The sequence below is a fragment of the Ewingella sp. AOP8-B2-18 genome, assembly GCF_052376015.1.
GTDB lineage: Bacteria > Pseudomonadota > Gammaproteobacteria > Enterobacterales > Enterobacteriaceae > Ewingella > Ewingella allii.
The window spans coordinates 46,822-65,599 of sequence record NZ_JBQSVB010000013.1; the positions used below are offsets into that span (position 1 = coordinate 46,822).

Here is an 18,778-nt window from a genome sequence, read left to right on the forward strand (position 1 = left end):
TACAACTGCCCCTGATAGACAATCAATAAGGCCAAAGCATGAAACAAAAAGTGGTTAGCATTAAAGATATCAACGTCGCCAATGACCTGCCATTTGTACTGTTCGGCGGTATGAACGTGCTGGAATCCCGCGATATGGCGATGCGCGTCTGCGAACACTACGTGACCGTGACCCAGAAACTGGGCATCCCTTACGTGTTCAAAGCCTCTTTTGATAAAGCCAACCGCTCATCTATTCATTCTTACCGTGGCCCAGGTCTGGACGAAGGGATGAAGATTTTCCAAGACCTGAAGCAAGCCTTCGGCGTGAAAATCATCACCGACGTCCACGAAAGCTGGCAGGCACAGCCGGTTTCTGAAGTGGTTGACGTGATCCAACTGCCAGCCTTCTTGGCTCGCCAAACTGACCTGGTTGAAGCTATGGCGAAGACCGGCGCCGTGATTAACGTGAAAAAGCCACAGTTCGTCAGCCCAGGCCAGATGGGCAATATCGTTGAGAAGTTCAAAGAAGGCGGCAACGATCAGGTGATTCTGTGCGACCGCGGCAGTAACTTTGGTTATGACAACTTGGTGGTCGACATGCTGGGTATCAACGTGATGATCAACGCCACTGGCGGCCATCCGGTGATTTTCGACGTGACTCACGCCCTGCAAACTCGCGACCCGTTCGGCGCAGCCTCTGGCGGCCGTCGTGCTCAGGTAGCAGAACTGGCGCGTGCTGGCATGGCAGTCGGTCTGGCCGGTCTGTTCATTGAAGCTCATGAAGATCCGGCTAACGCCAAGTGTGACGGCCCGTCTGCGCTGCCATTGGCTAAACTGGAGCCGTTCCTGGTTCAGATGAAAGCCATTGATGATCTGGTGAAAAGCTTCCCGGCTCTGGATACCAGCAAGTAAGATTCTGTAGTACGGCGAGCTTATTGCCAGACACCAGACAAAAAAGGCGCCTCTGCAAACAGGGCGCCTTTTTGCTTTTCAGCCTTGATGCATTCTAAATATCTGGCTGGCTCGCGGCCTGAGCATCGGCCAGCGTGCTGTAGAAACTTAAACGCTGCTCGATAGGTTTGACGCCCGCCCGCGCCAGCGTTTTCAAAGGCTGGAAGGGAATATCGGTTATCACCAGCTCGACGTTCTCCGGCAACTCGTCAATGAAGTGTTGCAGGGCGCTCAGCCCGCCCGCGTCGAGGATCGCCACGCGGTCCCATACCAGAATAATGCGTTTGGCCTGCGAGGTGCGGGCTGAAAGCTCGCCAAATACCCGCTCGGCGGCGGCAAAGAACAGCGGGCCGTTGACTCGCCAGACGGCCTCATCGGCGGCGAAATCTCCGGCCACTTCGCTCAGGCGGGTCATCTTGGCGATGCGGCGCATAAACAGCAGCGATGCCAGCACAATCCCCGCTGTAATGGCGATCACCATGTCGAACAGCACGGTGAGGCTCATGCAGGTCAGCATCACCAGAATGTCGTCTTTGGGCGCGCGACGCAGCAGGTTGACCACTTTATGGGCTTCGCTCATGTTCCACGCCACCATTAGCAGCAGCGCCGCCATGGCCGCCAGCGGCAGCCATGAGAGCAGCGGAGCGAGCATCAGTAGCGCCAGAAGCACCAACAGCGAGTGAATGACGGCAGACACCGGAGAGGTCGCTCCGGCGCGCACGTTGGCGGCGGAGCGGGCAATCGCCGCCGTGGCGGTAATGCCGCCAAAAAACGGCGTCACGATGTTGCCAATCCCCTGACCGATCAGCTCATTGTTGGAATGATGCTTTTTGCCGGTCATGCCGTCGAGCACTACCGCGCACAGCAGGGATTCAATTGCCCCCAGCATCGCCATAGAAAACGCGGCGGGCAGAAGTGCCTGTACTAAGTCGAGGCTAAAACCTGAGCCGCCGCCGGTGGCTGCCCAAGGCAGGGTAAATTGCGGCAAAATTGCCGGAATGCCGCTGCCCTGCGAGCCGTCGGGAAGCAGGTAGTGGAAGCGCGAGCCGATGGTCGCCACTGAATGGCCGGTTTGCATAAATATCGCCATCACGGCGCAGCCCGCCAGCAGGGCCGGGAGATGGCCGGGCAACTTCAAGCCAAGCTTCGGCCAGAAAATCAGTACCGCCAGCGTCACGACGCCAATCGCGGCGTCGCCTATATCAAAGCTTGGTAAGGCCTGAACCAGCACCAGCAGCTTGCTGAGATAGTGTTCCGGCATGGCATCCACGCTCAAACCGAAAAAGTCCTTAATCTGCATGGTGGCGATGGTGATACCAATCCCTGAAGTAAATCCGAGCGTCACCGGCAGCGGAATATATTCTATCAGCCGCCCAAGGCGTAACACGCCCATTAGCACCAGCATCAGCCCGGACATTAATGTCGCCAGCAGCAGGCCGGATAAGCCATATTGTTGGGAAACCGGGTAGAGGATCACCACGAAGGCCGCCGTCGGCCCCGAGACGCTAAACCGCGAGCCGCCGCAGATGGCAATGATGATCCCGGCGACGGCGGCGGTATAAAGGCCGTTTTGCGGCGGTACGCCGCTGCCGATAGCCAGCGCCATAGCCAGCGGGATGGCGATGATGCCGACGGTGACCCCGGCAATAGCATCCTTGAGCAGACGCTGGGCAGTGTATTTCTCGTTAACGCAGGCGTCTTTTAAGGCGCTAAACAGGCGAAGAGGGCGATTGGCAGAAGTATGCATAACAGCGGGCGTCCATGGCGATGAGGATATTAAGGCGGGAAACAACCCCGTCATCGGCTAAGCAGTAAAGATACGCTCTTTTTCTGTAACAGTTATAGATGCAAATCAAGGACAAGACGGGTGACAAGCTGGATAGTATCCGCCGATTTTTGTGAGAAAAGTGCCGCTATCGACATAATTTCGGTACGGGGATATCAGCAAACTAAGAGTTCATCTATATTCAAGATAAGTCCTTATTTCTCTGGGTTTATTATTCAGGAAGCGTGATTCCCAATGCCCGATTTTACCTCCTTAGGGAAATTATATGCTGACGTTTGCGTCACTTACGCCACGCTATCCGTCGGCTATTTTATCCTCAGCCGCAGTGAGCCTTTCACTTCCTACGGCGACATCTGGAAACGCATCGCTTTTGGCCTGATGGCCGGCGTCGCGGCGCTATTTCTTTCTCAGGATCGGCTGATCCTCAACGATAATGTCTATTACAGCTTCGAAATGCTGCCGATGATTTTGGTGACCTTTTTTGGTGGCTGGCTCAGCGGGCTGTCGTGCTATCTCTTGCTGTTTGCGCTTAACGGCGGCTATTCGCTCAATAATCTGCTGATTGGCTGCATTATGCTCGGGCTGTTTTTATTTCGCGTATGGCGCAAGCGCCAGCATCGGGTGTTTTATATCACTTTGCTGCTGGTAGGGCTGGGACGAATTGCGTTGGTATCGAGCCTTTATGGTTCGGTGGTGCCGTGGGCGACGCTGGTGCTTTATCAACTGGTCACCGCGAGCTGCATGATCCTGTGCTATCACGCCCTGAATTTTAAAGAAATCTACATGAAAAAGGTGTTCGCCATTCGGGTGAAGGCCGCCACCGACCCTCTGACACAAATCAGCAACCGCGCCAGTCTGGATTATCGGCTCTCGGTTCAACAGAGCCGTCGCCAAAGCTGTGGGCTGATCATCATTGATATTGATAATTTTAAGCGGGTGAATGATACCCATGGTCATTTGATTGGCGACCGGGTGCTGAGTGAAGTCGGGCGCGTGCTGCGCAATGTCACCCGCAGCAAAGATTTTGCCGGACGCTACGGTGGCGAAGAGTTTTTGGTGATCACCGCCGCCTATCAGCCCGAGGCGGTACTGGCAATCGCCGAGCGGCTACGTCAGGAAATCGAGCTTAATCTGATGATGCTGGAAGATGGCAGTCCGCTGAAGGTCACCGCCTCGCTCGGCGTGTCGCTGTATCTGCCGGGGATGCAAATTCGCAAAGCCATAAAACTGGCGGATGAAGCCCTGTATAAAGCCAAGCATCAGGGGAAGAATCAGGTGGTCGCCAGCTCTATTTTGCAGTTGGCGCAATTGGGGGATAGGGAGGTTTGAAAAGCAAACGGCGGGTGATTACGCTATAGCCAAGGTGATCAGGGGTGCACTCGGGCCGTCCATGGCCCTCGCCCTGCGGGCAGCCTTCGGCTGTGCAAATTGGCTGTGCTGCCAGTTTGTCGAACCGAAGGGTTTTCACCGAGCCGCCCTCAGCTGAATAAATGAAAAAGGGCCCTGATTTTCATCAGGGCCCTTTTTCATTTATTTGGCGGTGAGAGAGGGGTTCGAACCCTCGATACGCGTTAGCGTATACACACTTTCCAGGCGTGCTCCTTCAGCCACTCAGACACCTCACCGTAGTCGTTACATCGCTGTGCGGTGCAACGGGGCGCTACTATAGGGAGAGCAGGTCAAAGGGTCAAGCATAATTTGCCGGATTAGGTTTGGATGGTTAAGACGTGGGCAATGTGGGCGGTGCAAAGGCAAAAGAGGGGGAGAGTACGCTAGATGATCGGTGCTCAGGGGTGCACTCGGGCCGTCCATGGCCCTCGCCCTGCGGGCAGCCTGCGGCTGTGCAAATTGGCTATCCTGCCAATTTGTCGAACATAGGGTTCTCACCGGGCCGCTCCCAACGAATAAAAGCAAAAGGGGCTTGGATTTTCATCCAAGCCCCTTTTGCTTTTATTTGGCGGTGAGAGAGGGGTTCGAACCCTCGATACGCGTTAGCGTATACACACTTTCCAGGCGTGCTCCTTCAGCCACTCAGACACCTCACCGTAAGTCATTCCACGCCGTAGCGCTGCTGACCGGCGCTAATGTAGGGAAAAGCACCCTCAGCGTCAACACTCTTTTGCAGTAAAGCGATCGTTTACTCAAAGTTAGAGCAATTTGCTGATTTACAGAGCAAAAGTACCCTTAAGCGGCCGCAAAAGCCCAATTATTAATCTTGCTTATGATACGCGCTGGGTCATTAGCTATGCTTCGTAGCAGAACAATTATCAGGCAAACGATTTTAACACCAAGTAAATAACAAAATTATGTTGGGAAAAAACGCGGTGACGGGAGTATAACAACGGCCCTATCGGGGTATTGCCATATAAAAACCAGCTGTATGAGGGTTCTGGCAGATCTAACTTCTATCAGTACATTCAGTACATTTTTTGTAAGACGGGGTCAAATTTGAGTCAGTTCGAACACGCGGCGTCGCCGCAGCAGCCGCACCGGTCGAAGATACCGGCAGGCTCAGGGGCTTTATTCTTCATCCAGACCTTTGCCACACTCGGCTTTGCCGTGCTGTATTCCACGCTGGTGCTGTACGCCACAAAACGCCTTGGCTTTAGCGAAGGCAATGCCAACGCCATCATGGGCGTGTTCGGCGCATTTAACTATGGTCTGCACATGTTTGGCGGCTACCTCGGCGGGCGCTACCTGAGTAACCGTAACCTGTTCGTGCTGGGCATGGTACTGCAAGTCTTCGGCTGTGGCCTGATCGCCATGGAAGGGGTAGAAGGGCTGTATTGGGGGCTGGCCATGTTCCTCACCGGCAGCGGGCTGAACGTTACCTGCCTGAACATGATGCTGACTCAGCGCTTTGCGCCAGAAGATGACCGCCGTGAATCCGCCTTCCTGTGGAACTACGCCGGGATGAACCTCGGCTTCTTCATCGGTTTCGCCGTGGCGGGTTACTACCAGCTGACTGAAAACTATAAGTCGCTGTTCCTGTTCGCCACCTTGGGCAACGTGCTGGCGATTATCGTCACGCTTTATTACTGGCGCATTCTGGCCGACATCAGCACGCCGCTGCGCGAAGCGAGCCGCAGCGTGTTTATGCGCCGCATGGTGATTGGCTTGGCCGTGCTGGTGGTGCTGGTGCCGATTATCCGCGTGTTGCTGACTCATGCCGAGTTCAGCAGCTACTTCGTGGTGGTGCTGGGCATTATCATCTTTGCCGCCATGGCCTTGCTGACTTTCCGTCATCGCGAACATGATGAACGCCGCCGCATGAAGGCTTACCTGATTCTGGCTCTCGGCTCGCTGGTGTTCTGGACGCTTTACCAACTGGCGCCTATGGGCCTGATGCTGTTCTCTGAGAACAATATCAACCTGAATGTGTATGGTTTCCAAGTCGCACCTCAGTGGATCCAAGACATCAATACCGTGGTGATTGTGGTCGGCGGCCCATTGATGGCGCTGTGGTTCAAAAAGCTGCGCCAGCGCGGCTGGAACCTCGACATTCCGCTGCAATTCTCCGCTTCTCTGTTCTGTATCGGTCTGGGGATGCTGGTTCTGCCGTGGGGAATTAGTCTGGCGGGCGGTGACGGCCTGGTGGCCTTTAAATGGATTGTGATTAGCTACGTTCTGCAAAGTATCGGCGAGCTGCTTATCTCGCCAATCGGCTACGCGATGATTGGAAAACTGGCTCCGGCGCGCTATCAGGGCGTGATGATGGGCTGCTGGATGATGGTGACCGGCGTGGCCTCGGTGCTGGCAAGTTACGTCTCTGGGCTGATGCCTGAAAACACCGGCAGCACGGCGGCGCTGACCAACCCGGGTTACAGCTCGGTGTTTAGCGTGCTGGGTTGGGGCTCTGTCGCCACCGGCGTGGTGCTCATCGTGCTGATCCCACTGCTACGCCGCCTGATCCAACGCGTTCCGGCGTAATTTGCAGTAGTTATTCATCAAATCAATTGATGCCAACAGGCTCCGAATATCGGGGCCTGTTCTTTTTTGTCTCTATGGGTTGCATCCTGATGATATTCGGGGAAATCTATCAGGGCTTAGGAGGCAACCATGATGAATATAATTTTTTACCACCCTACATTTGATTCGAAACAATGGATTGACGGAATAAGTAACAGACTGCCACAAGCTAAGGTTCGCGCCTGGCACCGTGGTGACGACCAACCCGCAGACTACGCCCTGGTCTGGCAACCCCCTCATGAAATGCTGGCTCCGCGCACCCAGCTAAAAGGCATTTTTGCCCTCGGTGCCGGTGTGGATGCCATACTGATGCAAGAGCAGCGTAATCCGGGCACACTGCCTGCGGGCGTGCCGCTTCTGCGTTTGGAAGATACCGGCATGTCGCTGCAAATGCAGGAGTACACGCTGGCCGCCGTGCTGCGCTATTTCCGCCGAATGGACGAATACCAGCTATTCCAGCAGCAGAAGCAGTGGCGTCCGCTGGCTCCCCATGAGCATCAGAACTTCACTATCGGTATTCTGGGCGCGGGGGTGTTGGGCCAAAGCGTGGCCGAGAAGCTGGTAGAGATGAACTTCCAAGTGCGCAGCTGGAGCCGCAGCCCGAAAAACATCGTCGGAGTGCAGAGCTTCGCGGGGGATGACCAGCTGGATGAATTCACCACCGGCTGCAAACTGTTGATCAACCTGCTGCCGAACACGCCACAGACCGTCGGCATCTTGAATAAAAACCTGTTTGCCACGTTACGCCCGCAGGCATATTTGATTAATATTGCTCGCGGAATGCATCTGGTAGAAGGTGATCTGCTGCGCGCCCTCGACGCCGGCCAAATTGCCGCCGCCACCCTCGACGTGTTTGTCGAGGAGCCGTTGCCGGGCATGCACCCATTTTGGTCACACCCGCGTGTTAGCATCACGCCTCACATCGCCGCCAACACCTTACCCGAACAGGCGATGGACAATATCGTGGCCAATATATTGGCGCTTGAGGAAGGGCGAACGCCGACCGGGCTGGTGGATTTGCAGCGCGGATACTGATGGCCGTCGCGCATCCGACTCAAACCGCCCGCTACCTGTTACACCATCATGGCGAACATCGCCGCCCTGATGGTTCATTGTGAGGAGTTTACATGCCGTATCCCGTTGATTTACACATGCATACCGTTGCCAGCACCCATGCTTACAGCACCCTGCATGACTATATTGATGAAGCCACAGAAAAGGGCATCAAGCTGTTTGCGATCACCGACCACGGCCCGGACATGGCCGATGCGCCGCACTACTGGCACTTTATGAATATGCATGTGTGGCCGCGACTGGTGAACGGCGTCGGCATTCTGCGCGGCATTGAATCCAACATTAAAAATATTGAGGGTGACATCGACTGCACCGGCCCGATGCTGACCGCCATTGACGTCATCATCGCCGGTTTCCACGAGCCGGTGATGCCGCCTTCTGACAAAGAGACTCACACGGCGGCGATGATTGCCGCCATGGCGGGTGGCGAAGTGCACATCATTAGCCATCCGGGCAATCCGCGCTATCCGGTGGACATCCCGGCGATTGCCGCCGCCGCCGCGAAATACAATGTGGCGCTGGAGCTGAATAACTCCTCCTTTACCCACTCGCGGGCAGGCAGCGAGCCAAACTGTCGCGCCATCGCGCAGGCGGTGAAAGAGGCGGGCGGCTGGCTGGCGCTGGGTTCAGACTCGCACATTGCCTACTCGCTGGGCGGCTTTGAACAGTGTGAGCGAATTCTGCGTGAGGTGGATTTCCCAGAAGATCGTATCCTTAATGTCAGCCCGCGCCGTTTCCTCGATTTTCTCGAAGCGCGAGGTCGTCAGCCCATTGCTGAATTAAAGGATCTGTGACATTGTCACGCCCTTTGCTCGCTTTCATTTTTTCCTTTGGCTTAACAGGTTGCCGCTATGAATGAATTTTCGATTGTTTGCCGCGTACTCGGCTCGTTGTTTAACCGCTCGCCGCAAGATCCGGTGCTGGCTCCGCTGTTTGGTTTGATTCAACAGGGCAAGCTGCAAGAGCACTGGCCGCTAGAGCAGGATGCCTTGCTGGCCCGTCTGCGTGAAAGCGCGGATCCACAGGCGCTGGCCGCCGAGTACGACCACCTTTTTGTCGGTGAAAACCGCGCGGTGTCGCCTTATCGCAGCGACTATGTTGATGGCGCGACCGAGCAGGACGTGCGTGCTTTCCTACAACAGCGCGGCATGCCTTTGGGCGAGAACCCGGCAGACAGCTTCGGCTCTATGCTGCTGGCCGCGTCTTGGCTGGAAGACCAGTCTGCCGAGGACGAAGTGGGTGCGCAGACCGCGCTGTTTGACGACTATCTGTTCCCATGGTGCGGCAAGTTCTTGGGCAAAGTCGAAGCCCACGCGACCAGCGGCTTCTACCGCACGCTGTCGGAAATAAGCCGTGAAGCGCTGCAAGCCATGCGCGACGAGCTGGAAGAGTTGGCAGCGTCCGACATCGAGAACGAAGACGACGACGAGCAGTGATCGGCCCATAGTGGGTTGAAGTCTACAAGCTAGAAACGCAAAAGCCCGGCGGGTGTTGCCACTCAGCCGGGCTTTTTTATGGCATTAAATCTGTTTAATCAGTGAAGGGAATGACCAACTCACCCGGTTTCACTTCAATGCCTTTCGCCAGCTTCTTGGCCATCGCTTCACCTTTGCTCTTATCGCCATTCAGCACATAGGCCGGCTTCTGGTCAAAGTAGGATTTCAGCGACTGGTTAAGGTAAGGCATCAGGCCTTTCATCACCGACTGCATCTTCTCTGGCTGGATGGTGTAATCCACCACTTCCATATCTTTCAGATAAATAGCGCCCTGGGCTTTATCAAAGCTCGGCTGGGCTTTTAGCGTCAGCGTCATGTCGGCTTTTTGCGGGCCGAATAGCGAGGTGACGTCCACGCTGGCGTTACCCGTCAGCGTCACTTTACCCGGCTCGGCGCGGCCGATTTGGCTATTAAGGTTGGTCAGAGTAATTTTTGCATCGACCAGCCCCGGCACGCCCAGCTGTTTCTGGAAATCATTGTGCTTCTGCAAATATTCATTCACTTGCTGCTCACTAAGCGTGTACTGCGTGAGCTGGTTACATCCGGCAAGCAGGCCGGCGAACAGCAGGGCAGCTGCCCCTAAAAATAGCTTTCTCATCTTATCCTCTGTGCGTAATACCGCGTGAACAGCCTAAAGCCATCGCAGCATGGGCTTTTTACATGGCGATGCCTATCAGACAACGCTGATTAGCCTAAGTGCTTGGCGCACAGATTAAAAGTCCAAATCGTGCAGTAGAAGAGGCAGGGGAAGAGCAGCCGGAAGAGGCTCCGGCTGCTAAGGCGATTAAATCGCCAGACTGGTAAACAGATTGACCTGAGTCTGTTTCGCCATATTGTCGCGATAGGCCTGCACGCGAGAAGGCAGCACCACGCCTTTGACAATCGACAGCGAACGCAGCAGCGGCCACAGGCTGAAGTCATCTTCTGAGAGTTCGCCATTCACCGCGTTAGGCTCCTGAATCAGCTCATCCAGCGCACGCAGGTCGTGGCTGATTTTCTTCACCAGCCCCTCAGAGTGCTGAAGGTGCTCTTTGAAGTCACCAATGGACGCCTGCTTTTTCTCGGTGAAATACTTCTTAGCTTCCGGGGTGGCAAACTCTTCCAGCGGGGCCTGCACAAAGCGCGGCAAAAGCAGCCTGGAGGTGTATTCAGACACCTGACGCAGCCAGGCGGCAATTTTCGGATTGGTCGCGCCGGTCAGCAGCGGCTTGCCGTCGCTCTTATCGATGAAGTGCACGATATCCATGCTTTCTGGCATAAAGCTGCCATCCTTTTTTTGCAGGATAGGGACAACTTTTTTACCCACCATTGAAATCGGGGTCTTTTCGTCATCATTAGCTAAAGCTTTGATTTCAATGGGTATGTTTTTAAGGCCGAAGATCATTCGAGCTTTAACACAGTAGGGACAATGTTCGTAGATGTAGAGTTTCATAGTGCGGTACTCCTTTAATCCGTGGCGGGCCTACAAGGGACTGCAAAAAGGCCAGCCGTGTGTGACGCCATTTAGGAGTATGGGTAAAGATTAGGGGGAGATCAAACCGCTCTCGGCCGAGAGCGGCGTTTAATCACAATCAGTTACCGCTAAGCATCGCAGGTTCAATGCGTCGCAGATTGAACTGCCAGTAGAGGCCGGTGAGGGTGATCAAGCCGACAATCGCCAGTAAGAACCACGGCAGCTGAGGCAGTTCCAGCGCGCGCCCGGTGTCGTACATCCAGCCGCCGCCGGTATAGCCAATCACGCCGCCGAGAGCCAAACCTAAACGGCTGAAACCCATGTAACTGCCGCGTGCGCGGGCGTCGGCCAGCGAGGCGCCCAGCGTTTCACGCGCCGGTTCGGCAATGATTGAGCCGATATAGAAAAAGCCAATCAGCATCAGCAGCGGGTTGATAGAGGTCACCATGCCCACGGGCAGCAGGCTGAAGGTCATGATCAGCAGGCCGAACATCAAGCGCTGCTCGAGGCGAAAACGCTTTTCGCTCCAGCGAGCAATCGGGTACAGCAGGGTCAGCGACAGCACGGCCTCAATGGCGTACATCCATTTCACCGCCGACGGGCTGCCCGCAATGTCATTCACGGCAATCGGCAGCATCAACATTACCTGCACGGTCAGCATGTAATAGCCGGTCAGGGTCAGCACGTAGGCCACAAAGCGGCGGTCGCGCAGCACGCGCATCATGCCTTCACGCATCGGCGTGCGCATGGTGGAGATTCGGTAGGCGGGCAGCAGCCAAGCGTTACATAGGGCCGCCAGCACAAACACCGCGGCCCCGGCCCAGCAGACGTAGTGGAAGTCATACTGCAACAGCCAACTGCCGATCAAGGCCCCAATAACGGCACCCGCGCTGTCTTGCATCATCAATAAAGAGTAAAAGCGACTACGCTCATGAGGACGGGTGAGTTTAATGACCAGCGCGGTGCGCGGTGGGTCAAACAAGGTGCCGCCGAGGCCGGATAAGATGCAGGAGCAGACCAAGATCCACGGCGCGTCGGCCATCGCCATGGTGGCGAAGCCGGAGGCGCGCAGCAGCATGCCGGTGACAATCATCGGTTTGGCACCAAAGCGGTCGGCAATCGCGCCGCCAAAGATGCCCAGACCCTGTTGGGTCAGTTGGCGCACGCCCAGTGCTAATCCGACGGCCATCGCGGCCCAGCCTAGCTGGTCTACAAAGCGAATCGAAATCAGGGGGAATACTAAAAAGAAGCCTAGAATAACCAGTGCATTATCTAATAATAGGAAGTATTTACCCAAGCTCCGAGCTTGCGAGACCAATGACATGCTTCACCTGAAAGGTTGTGGGCACCCGATCCGACAGGTGCTGCGAGGGGGAAAGAAGACCGTTCAATTCTGAACCTCAAACGGGCAATTGGATAGGGTGCTATAGATAATATTTTTTTATCGTCAAGCCGCGCTCAGACTGGCAGAATTGACGTTTAATCGGCGGATTATTCATCCGGCTTATGGTTTCCTATCAATACTTCTTATCGACCCATGCGGACTGTGGAGGGAAGGGATGTTTGGCTATAAATCTGCCACACCAAGAGTGCGGCTTACCACTGACCGAATGGTATTGCGTTTAGTGCACGAACGCGACGCGCACCGTATGGCTGATTACTATGTTGAGAACCGCGCGTTCCTTAAACCCTGGGAACCGGTGCGCGATGAAAGCCACTGTTATCCTTCCGGCTGGCAGGCGCGTCTTGGGCTGATAACTGAGATGCAAAAGCAGGGCAATGCCTATTACTTCATCCTGCTCGACCCGGACGAGAACCACGTGCAGGGCGTGGCGAACTTTAGCAACGTGCTGCGCGGCTCCTTCCACGCCTGTTTTCTCGGCTACTCGCTGGGTGAAAAATGGCAGGGCCAAGGGTTGATGTTTGAAGCACTGCAATCGCTAATTCGCTACATGCAGCGCCAGCAAAAGATGCATCGCATCATGGCTAATTACATGCCGCACAACCAGCGCAGCGGCGCGTTGCTGCATCGCCTCGGCTTTGAGCGCGAAGGTTATGCGAAAGATTATCTCTTGATCGACGGCAAGTGGCAGGATCACATCCTCACCGCTTTGACCTATCAGGATTGGACCGCGTCACGTTAAGGAAGCAGCATGAAACATGAATTAAGCGCCAAAGAGGCCCGCGTGGTGGGCTGTTTGCTGGAAAAACAGCTGACCACGCCAGAACAATATCCGATGTCGCTCAACGGCCTGACCACCGCCTGTAATCAGAAAACCAACCGCGAGCCGGTGATGGAACTGAGCGAAAGCGACGTGCAGCAAACGCTGGATTTACTGCTGCGTAAGCACATCATCCGCACCCTCAGCGGCAGCCGCACCATGAAGTACGAGCACCGCTTCTGTAACTCCGAGTTCGGCAATTTGAAGTTCTCGCCGCAGGAAGTGGCCGTGGTTACCACTCTGCTGCTGCGCGGCGCACAGACGCCGGGCGAGCTGCGCACTCGCACCAACCGCCTGCATGATTTCGCCGATGTTAGCGAAGTTGAGCAAACCCTGACTGACCTCAGCCAGCGCGAAGATGGCCCGTTCTGCGTGCGTCTGGCGCGCGAGCCGGGCAAACGCGAAAGCCGCTACATGCACCTGTTCAGCGGCGAAGTGAGCCACGTGGCATTGGCTAGTGAAGATGAGCCTTTTAGCGCCTCAGCCGCCGACAGTTCAGCACTGGAAGAACGCGTTGCCGCGCTGGAAAGCGAAGTGGCGGAGTTAAAACAGCGCCTTGAGCATTTACTCGAACGCTTGGCAGACTAGGAGTCGCGCGTGACAAAATTACGTATTGGCGTGGTGGGGTTAGGTGGCATAGCGCAGAAGGCCTATCTGCCCATTCTTAGCCATGCCGAACAATGGAACTTAGTGGGCGGCTTCTCGCCGAATCAGCAGAAAGCGCAGGCCGTTTGCGACAGCTATCGCATGACCTGTTTTTCGCGGCTGGATGAGCTGGCCGCGCAGAGTGACGCAGTGTTTGTTCACAGCAGCACGGCGAGCCACTTCGAGGTGGTCAGCCAACTGCTCAAGGCCGGGGTGCATGTCTACGTGGATAAGCCGCTGGCGGCCGAGTTAGATCAGGCCGAGCAGTTGATTGAACTGGCTGATAAAACCGGCAAAAGCCTAATGGTGGGGTTCAACCGCCGCTTTGCACCGCGCTACCGCCAGCTGCATCAGCAGTTACAGCAGCAGCCCGCGGCCTCGCTGCGTATGGACAAACACCGTTCCGACAGCGTAGGGCATAACCTGCGCTTCACACTGTTAGACGATTACCTGCACGTGGTAGACACCGCCCTGTGGCTTGCGGGTGGCGACGCCAAGTTGCTCAGCGGCCAGATCACAGCAAACGCCGAACAGCAGATGATTTACGTCGAGCACCATTTCAACTGTAACGGCAGCATCATCACTACCTCGATGCACCGCCGTGCGGGCAGTTCGCGTGAAACCGTGCAGGCGGTGACGGATGGCGCGGTCTATCAGCTGGCGGATATGAAACAGTGGCAGGAAGAGAAGCACGACCTGCTGACTCAACTGCCGGTTGCCGGTTGGCAGACCACGCTGGCCCAGCGCGGATTCGAAGGGGCGATTCACCATTTCATTGAAAGTATCAGCAATCACACCGCGCCGGACACCAGCGGCGAGCAGGGGATTTACGCCCAAAGGCTGATTGAGAAGATGTTAGAAAGTGACGTTGTCACCATCTGATGACTGACAGGTAATATTATATAACAACTGCCAGTAGCTATTGCGTTTCGGATGCGTAGACTATGGCGCACGTTAGAGCTCTGCCAGTTCTTACCTCCCACGCCTGCTGCCGCAGGCGTGGCTGTTTAGCCGCTGGCAAATAAGAAAATTGATATGAATCTACTGAAATCTTTGGCCGCCGTCAGTTCAATGACGATGTTTTCCCGTGTATTAGGTTTTGCTCGCGACGCCATTGTCGCGCGGGTGTTTGGCGCAGGAATGGTGACGGACGCCTTCTTTGTGGCTTTCAAACTGCCTAACTTGTTACGCCGTATCTTTGCCGAAGGCGCGTTTTCGCAGGCTTTTGTGCCGATCCTCGCCGAGTACAAAACGCAGCAGGGCGAAGAAGCCACTCGCACCTTTATTGCTTACGTTTCTGGCCTGCTGACGCTGGTGTTGGCCGTGGTCACCGTGCTGGGGATGATTGCCGCGCCTTGGGTTATCTACGTCACTGCGCCGGGCTTTGTTGATTCTCCAGACAAATTTGCCTTAACCAGCGCGCTGCTGCGTATCACTTTCCCCTATATTTTGCTTATCTCGCTGGCGTCACTGGTGGGGGCGATACTCAATACCTGGAACCGTTTTTCCATTCCGGCGTTTGCGCCAACCTTCCTTAACGTCAGCATGATTGGCTTTGCGCTGTTTGCCGCGCCTTACTTCCACCCACCGATTTTAGCGCTGGCATGGGCGGTGGTGGCCGGGGGCCTGCTGCAACTGGGTTACCAACTGCCGCACTTAAAGAAGATCGGCATGCTGGTATTACCGCGCCTGAACCTGAAAGATGCCGGTGTCTGGCGGGTGATGCGCCAAATGGGGCCAGCCATACTTGGGGTTTCCGTTAGCCAAATTTCGCTGATCATTAACACCATTTTTGCCTCATTTCTGGTGTCTGGCTCGGTGTCGTGGATGTATTACGCTGACCGCCTGATGGAGTTCCCGTCCGGCGTGCTGGGTGTGGCGCTGGGCACCATCTTGCTGCCATCGCTGGCGCGCAGCTTCTCCAGCGGCGACCATATGCAGTACAACCGCCTGATGGATTGGGGCCTGCGCCTGTGCTTCCTGCTGGCGCTGCCAAGCTCGGTGGCGCTGGGGATTCTGGCGAAGCCACTGACCGTAGCCCTGTTCCAATACGGCAAATTTACCGCCTTTGATGCCTCTATGACCCAACGCGCGCTGATAGCCTATTCCGTTGGCCTGATGGGGTTGATCGTGGTCAAGGTGCTGGCTCCGGGCTTCTATTCGCGTCAGGATATTAAGACGCCGGTGAAGATTGCCATTATCACGCTGGCGATGACTCAGGTAATGAACCTGGCCTTTATCGGGCCGCTGAAGCATGCCGGTCTGTCACTGTCGATTGGTCTGGCTGCCTGCCTTAACGCCGCGCTGCTCTACTGGCAACTGCGCAAACAGGATATCTTCCAGCCGCAGCCGGGCTGGCGCATCTTCCTGCTCAAACTGATTCTGGCGGTTGTGGCGATGTCCGCCGCGCTGCTCGGCATGCTGTACGTGATGCCCGCGTGGGACGTCGGCGGCATGGCTTATCGGCTGGCGCGCCTGATGGCGGTGGTCGTGGTCGGGGTGATCGCCTACTTCGGCGTGCTGGGGCTGTTAGGCTTCCGCGTCAAAGAGTTCGCTCGCCGTCTGGATTGATTTCCAGCCCGCCAATAACCAAGCAATAACAAAAAGGCCAGCATCAGATGCTGGCCTTTCTTATGGCGCGGAAAACGCGAGAATTACATGCGTTCTACGGTTTCAATACCCAAGGTATCCAGACCGGTTTTCAGCGTTCTTTGGGTCAGCAGGGCCAGTTTCAGGCGGCTTTGGCGGCTGGTTTCGTCAGCAGCGTTGAGAATTGGGCAGTGCTCGTAGAAGCTAGAGAACAGGCCAGCCACGTCATACAGGTAAGCACACATGGTGTGCGGTGTACCTTCGCGGGCCACGGTAGTCAGCACTTCTTCAAATTGCAGCAGGCGAGTGGCCAGCAGGGCTTCGCGCTCTTCGCTGATAACCATCGGCTGAGTCAGGCTGTTAACGTCAATATCCGCACGCTTGAAGATGGACGCCACGCGGGTGTAAGCATACTGCATGTAAGGCGCGGTGTTGCCTTCAAAGGCCAGCATGTTGTCCCAGTCGAAGATGTAGTCGGTGGTGCGGCTTTTCGACAGGTCAGCGTATTTGATCGCGCCGATACCGACGGCGTTAACCAGATTTTCCAGCTCTTCGCCGCCCAGCTCTGGGTTCTTTTCGGTGATCAGCTTGCGCGCGCGCTCAATGGCTTCGTCCAGCAATTCGGACAGCTTGATGGTGCCGCCAGCGCGGGTTTTGAACGGCTTACCGTCTTTGCCCAGCATCATGCCGAACATGTGGTGCTCTAGCGGCACAGACTCTGGCACATAACCGGCTTTACGCACGATGGTCCACGCCTGCATCAGATGCTGGTGCTGGCGGGAGTCGATGTAATAGAGCACGCGGTCTGCGCCAAGGGTTTCGTAGCGGTATTTCGCACAGGCGATATCCGTGGTGGTGTACAGGTAGCCGCCATCCTTTTTACGGATGATGACGCCCATAGGCTCACCTTCTTTGTTCTTATATTCGTCGAGATAAACCACGACCGCGCCTTCGCTATCCACTGCCAGACCTTTCTCTTGCAGGTCAGACACGATGCCCGGCAGCATGTCGTTGTACAGGCTTTCGCCCATGACGTCGTCGCGGGTCAGGGTGACATTCAGACGGTCATAGGTGATCTGGTTTTGTGCCATGGTGACATCAACCAGCTTGCGCCACATCTGGCGGCAATACTCATCGCCGCCTTGCAGCTTGACCACGTAGTTACGCGCGCGTACCGCGAACTCTTCGTCTTCGTCATAGTTCTTTTTCGCTGCGCGATAGAACTCTTCGAGGTCGGAAAGCTTCATCTCACCGGCGTTTTCGTTCTGCACTTTTTCCAGATAGGCAATCAGCATGCCGAACTGGGTGCCCCAGTCGCCGACGTGGTTGGCGCGGATCACTTTGTGGCCGAGGAATTCGTTGGTACGCGCCGCAGCGTCGCCAATGATGGTGGAACGCACGTGGCCGACGTGCATCTCTTTTGCCACGTTTGGCGCAGAGTAGTCGATAACAATGGTTTGCGGCTCAACCGGAGAGATACCCAGTTTGGCATGTTGCAACGCGTTGTCGGCATTCGTCGCCACAAAGGCGCGGTCGAGAAAAATATTGATAAAGCCCGGACCGGCAATCTCGACTTTAGAGGCAATTCCGCTCAGGTCTAACAGCTCAACCACTTTCTCTGCCAGTTGTCGTGGGGCCATGCCCAGCTTTTTCGCCACGGACATCACGCCATTCGCCTGATAGTCACCAAATTGCGCTTTGGCTGACTGACGGACTTGCGCTTCGCTATCAGCAGGCGCGCCTGCTGCAGTCAACGCCTGACTGACTTTATCTGAAAGGAGAGCCTGTATATTCACCGAGTTACCTTTTGAATCAATACCCTTCACCTTCGCAGATGAGTTTGGGTAGGAGTTTGATGGTTTGCTGTTCACCTAACGCAGATGAACCAAAAATGATGCGTGTTTATATCATATAAGCCCCGCGGCGTCAGTATTGGCGCACGTTTGCCGCACAGCAAACGCGCAGAATGCGGGACGTATCTGGCAACGGCATGAAACCCTGTGTAAATTAGCCGCCGACAGAGATTAATTTTAAGGAAATAGCTACCATGCTGAACATGAAAGATGTCGCCGACTTAGAGGATTTAGTCGCGGACATGCCGCGTTTTGTTACCGCGCTTAGCGCCTTTGCGGAGAAGTTACAGCTCGATTTGTCGGCTTATCATGCTGATCATATTTCATTGCGCTGCCACCAAAACACCACGGCGGAACGCTGGCGCAAAGGCTTCGAGCAGTGCGCGTCGTTGCTCAATGAGACGGAGATCAATGGCCGCCCAATCTGCTTATATTCCTTGAACCAGCCGCTGGAGGTCGGGCCGCTGCGCATCGATTTGGTTGAACTGCCTTATCCGGGCGAAAAGCGTTACCCGCACGAAGGTTGGGAGCATATTGAAATTGTGTTGAGCGGCGGCGAAGAGATTTTTTATGCCCGGGCTTTGGCAGAGCTGGCCGATGAAGCCCTGACCGCGCCGGGCATTAAATTAAAACAGAGTTCGCCAAAGGGGGAGCACGAGCGTTTACCTAACCCGACGCTTGCCATCACTGACGGCACGGTGACCATTAAGTTTCACCCGCACAGTTTGCGGGATATTGTTGCCAGCGAAAAAGAGTAAG

The 18,778-nt window shown here is 55.5% G+C and carries 16 protein-coding genes and 2 tRNA genes; 11 read left to right on the plus strand and 7 right to left on the minus strand.

What is annotated here, in order from left to right; translation table 11 throughout:
• Window positions 1-38 precede the first annotated feature (38 nt).
• A complete protein-coding gene (kdsA, locus tag ACT3RR_RS19905; protein WP_034790806.1) occupies window positions 39-893 on the plus strand; it encodes a 3-deoxy-8-phosphooctulonate synthase in 855 nt (284 codons plus the stop codon).
• Between the two features lie 94 nt (window positions 894-987).
• Here kdsA and dauA read toward each other — a convergent pair whose 3' ends face one another.
• Complete coding sequence (dauA, locus tag ACT3RR_RS19910) at window positions 988-2,679, minus strand: C4-dicarboxylic acid transporter DauA (protein WP_353502252.1); 1,692 nt, start codon at window positions 2,677-2,679, stop codon at window positions 988-990.
• A gap of 273 nt (window positions 2,680-2,952) precedes the next feature.
• Between dauA and ACT3RR_RS19915 the strand changes: the two genes are divergently transcribed.
• Window positions 2,953-4,047: a GGDEF domain-containing protein gene (locus ACT3RR_RS19915; RefSeq protein WP_485900774.1), complete on the plus strand. Its 1,095-nt coding sequence runs from the start codon at window positions 2,953-2,955 to the stop codon at window positions 4,045-4,047.
• 206 nt (window positions 4,048-4,253) lie between these two features.
• Here the strand turns inward: ACT3RR_RS19915 and ACT3RR_RS19920 are convergent.
• Window positions 4,254-4,343 (minus strand) — tRNA-Ser (locus ACT3RR_RS19920).
• A 330-nt stretch (window positions 4,344-4,673) separates the two neighbouring features.
• Window positions 4,674-4,763: transfer RNA gene (locus ACT3RR_RS19925), tRNA-Ser, on the minus strand.
• 403 nt (window positions 4,764-5,166) lie between these two features.
• On the opposite strand from ACT3RR_RS19925, the gene ACT3RR_RS19930 reads away from it, so the two are divergent.
• The 4 genes from ACT3RR_RS19930 to ACT3RR_RS19945 all read left to right on the plus strand — a co-directional run bounded on the left by ACT3RR_RS19930 (window position 5,167) and on the right by ACT3RR_RS19945 (window position 9,197).
• Entirely contained in the window at window positions 5,167-6,648 is a 1,482-nt protein-coding gene (locus tag ACT3RR_RS19930) for a peptide MFS transporter (protein WP_353502250.1), read from the plus strand.
• Window positions 6,649-6,780: 132 nt separating this feature from the next.
• Window positions 6,781-7,722: a glyoxylate/hydroxypyruvate reductase GhrA gene (gene ghrA / locus ACT3RR_RS19935; protein ID WP_353503978.1), complete on the plus strand. Its 942-nt coding sequence runs from the start codon at window positions 6,781-6,783 to the stop codon at window positions 7,720-7,722.
• Window positions 7,723-7,814: 92 nt separating this feature from the next.
• Entirely contained in the window at window positions 7,815-8,555 is a 741-nt protein-coding gene (locus ACT3RR_RS19940) for a phosphatase (RefSeq protein WP_353502249.1), read from the plus strand.
• A 57-nt stretch (window positions 8,556-8,612) separates the two neighbouring features.
• A complete protein-coding gene (locus ACT3RR_RS19945; protein WP_496200977.1) occupies window positions 8,613-9,197 on the plus strand; it encodes a TorD/DmsD family molecular chaperone in 585 nt (194 codons plus the stop codon).
• Window positions 9,198-9,291: 94 nt separating this feature from the next.
• On the opposite strand, the gene ACT3RR_RS19950 is transcribed toward ACT3RR_RS19945, so the two are convergent.
• From ACT3RR_RS19950 to mdtH, 3 genes are all read right to left on the minus strand, one after another.
• A complete protein-coding gene (locus ACT3RR_RS19950; protein ID WP_353502247.1) occupies window positions 9,292-9,855 on the minus strand; it encodes a lipoprotein in 564 nt (187 codons plus the stop codon).
• 186 nt (window positions 9,856-10,041) lie between these two features.
• The gene (gene grxB / locus ACT3RR_RS19955; RefSeq protein ID WP_496200978.1) at window positions 10,042-10,689 is read right to left on the minus strand and encodes a glutaredoxin 2; all 648 of its coding nucleotides are present in this window, start codon (window positions 10,687-10,689) and stop codon (window positions 10,042-10,044) included.
• Window positions 10,690-10,828: 139 nt separating this feature from the next.
• On the minus strand, window positions 10,829-12,034 hold the full coding sequence (gene mdtH / locus ACT3RR_RS19960; RefSeq protein ID WP_353502245.1) for a multidrug efflux MFS transporter MdtH: 1,206 nt from the start codon (window positions 12,032-12,034) through the stop codon (window positions 10,829-10,831).
• A gap of 235 nt (window positions 12,035-12,269) precedes the next feature.
• On the opposite strand from mdtH, the gene rimJ reads away from it, so the two are divergent.
• From rimJ to murJ, 4 genes are all read left to right on the plus strand, one after another.
• A complete protein-coding gene (gene rimJ / locus ACT3RR_RS19965; protein WP_034790769.1) occupies window positions 12,270-12,854 on the plus strand; it encodes a ribosomal protein S5-alanine N-acetyltransferase in 585 nt (194 codons plus the stop codon).
• 9 nt (window positions 12,855-12,863) lie between these two features.
• On the plus strand, window positions 12,864-13,520 hold the full coding sequence (locus ACT3RR_RS19970) for a DUF480 domain-containing protein (RefSeq protein WP_496200979.1): 657 nt from the start codon (window positions 12,864-12,866) through the stop codon (window positions 13,518-13,520).
• 9 nt (window positions 13,521-13,529) lie between these two features.
• Complete coding sequence (locus ACT3RR_RS19975) at window positions 13,530-14,459, plus strand: Gfo/Idh/MocA family protein (protein ID WP_496200980.1); 930 nt, start codon at window positions 13,530-13,532, stop codon at window positions 14,457-14,459.
• Between the two features lie 153 nt (window positions 14,460-14,612).
• A complete protein-coding gene (gene murJ, locus ACT3RR_RS19980) occupies window positions 14,613-16,148 on the plus strand; it encodes a murein biosynthesis integral membrane protein MurJ (RefSeq protein WP_496200981.1) in 1,536 nt (511 codons plus the stop codon).
• 83 nt (window positions 16,149-16,231) lie between these two features.
• Here the strand turns inward: murJ and argS are convergent, their stop codons facing one another.
• Window positions 16,232-17,962 (minus strand): arginine--tRNA ligase, encoded by a 1,731-nt coding sequence (gene argS, locus ACT3RR_RS19985; protein WP_496200982.1) that lies wholly within the window; start codon window positions 17,960-17,962, stop codon window positions 16,232-16,234.
• A 260-nt stretch (window positions 17,963-18,222) separates the two neighbouring features.
• On the opposite strand from argS, the gene ACT3RR_RS19990 reads away from it, so the two are divergent.
• Window positions 18,223-18,777, plus strand: a complete 555-nt coding sequence (locus tag ACT3RR_RS19990; protein WP_353503977.1) for a VOC family protein — start codon at window positions 18,223-18,225, stop codon at window positions 18,775-18,777.
• The last annotated feature ends 1 nt before the right edge of the window (window position 18,778 follow it).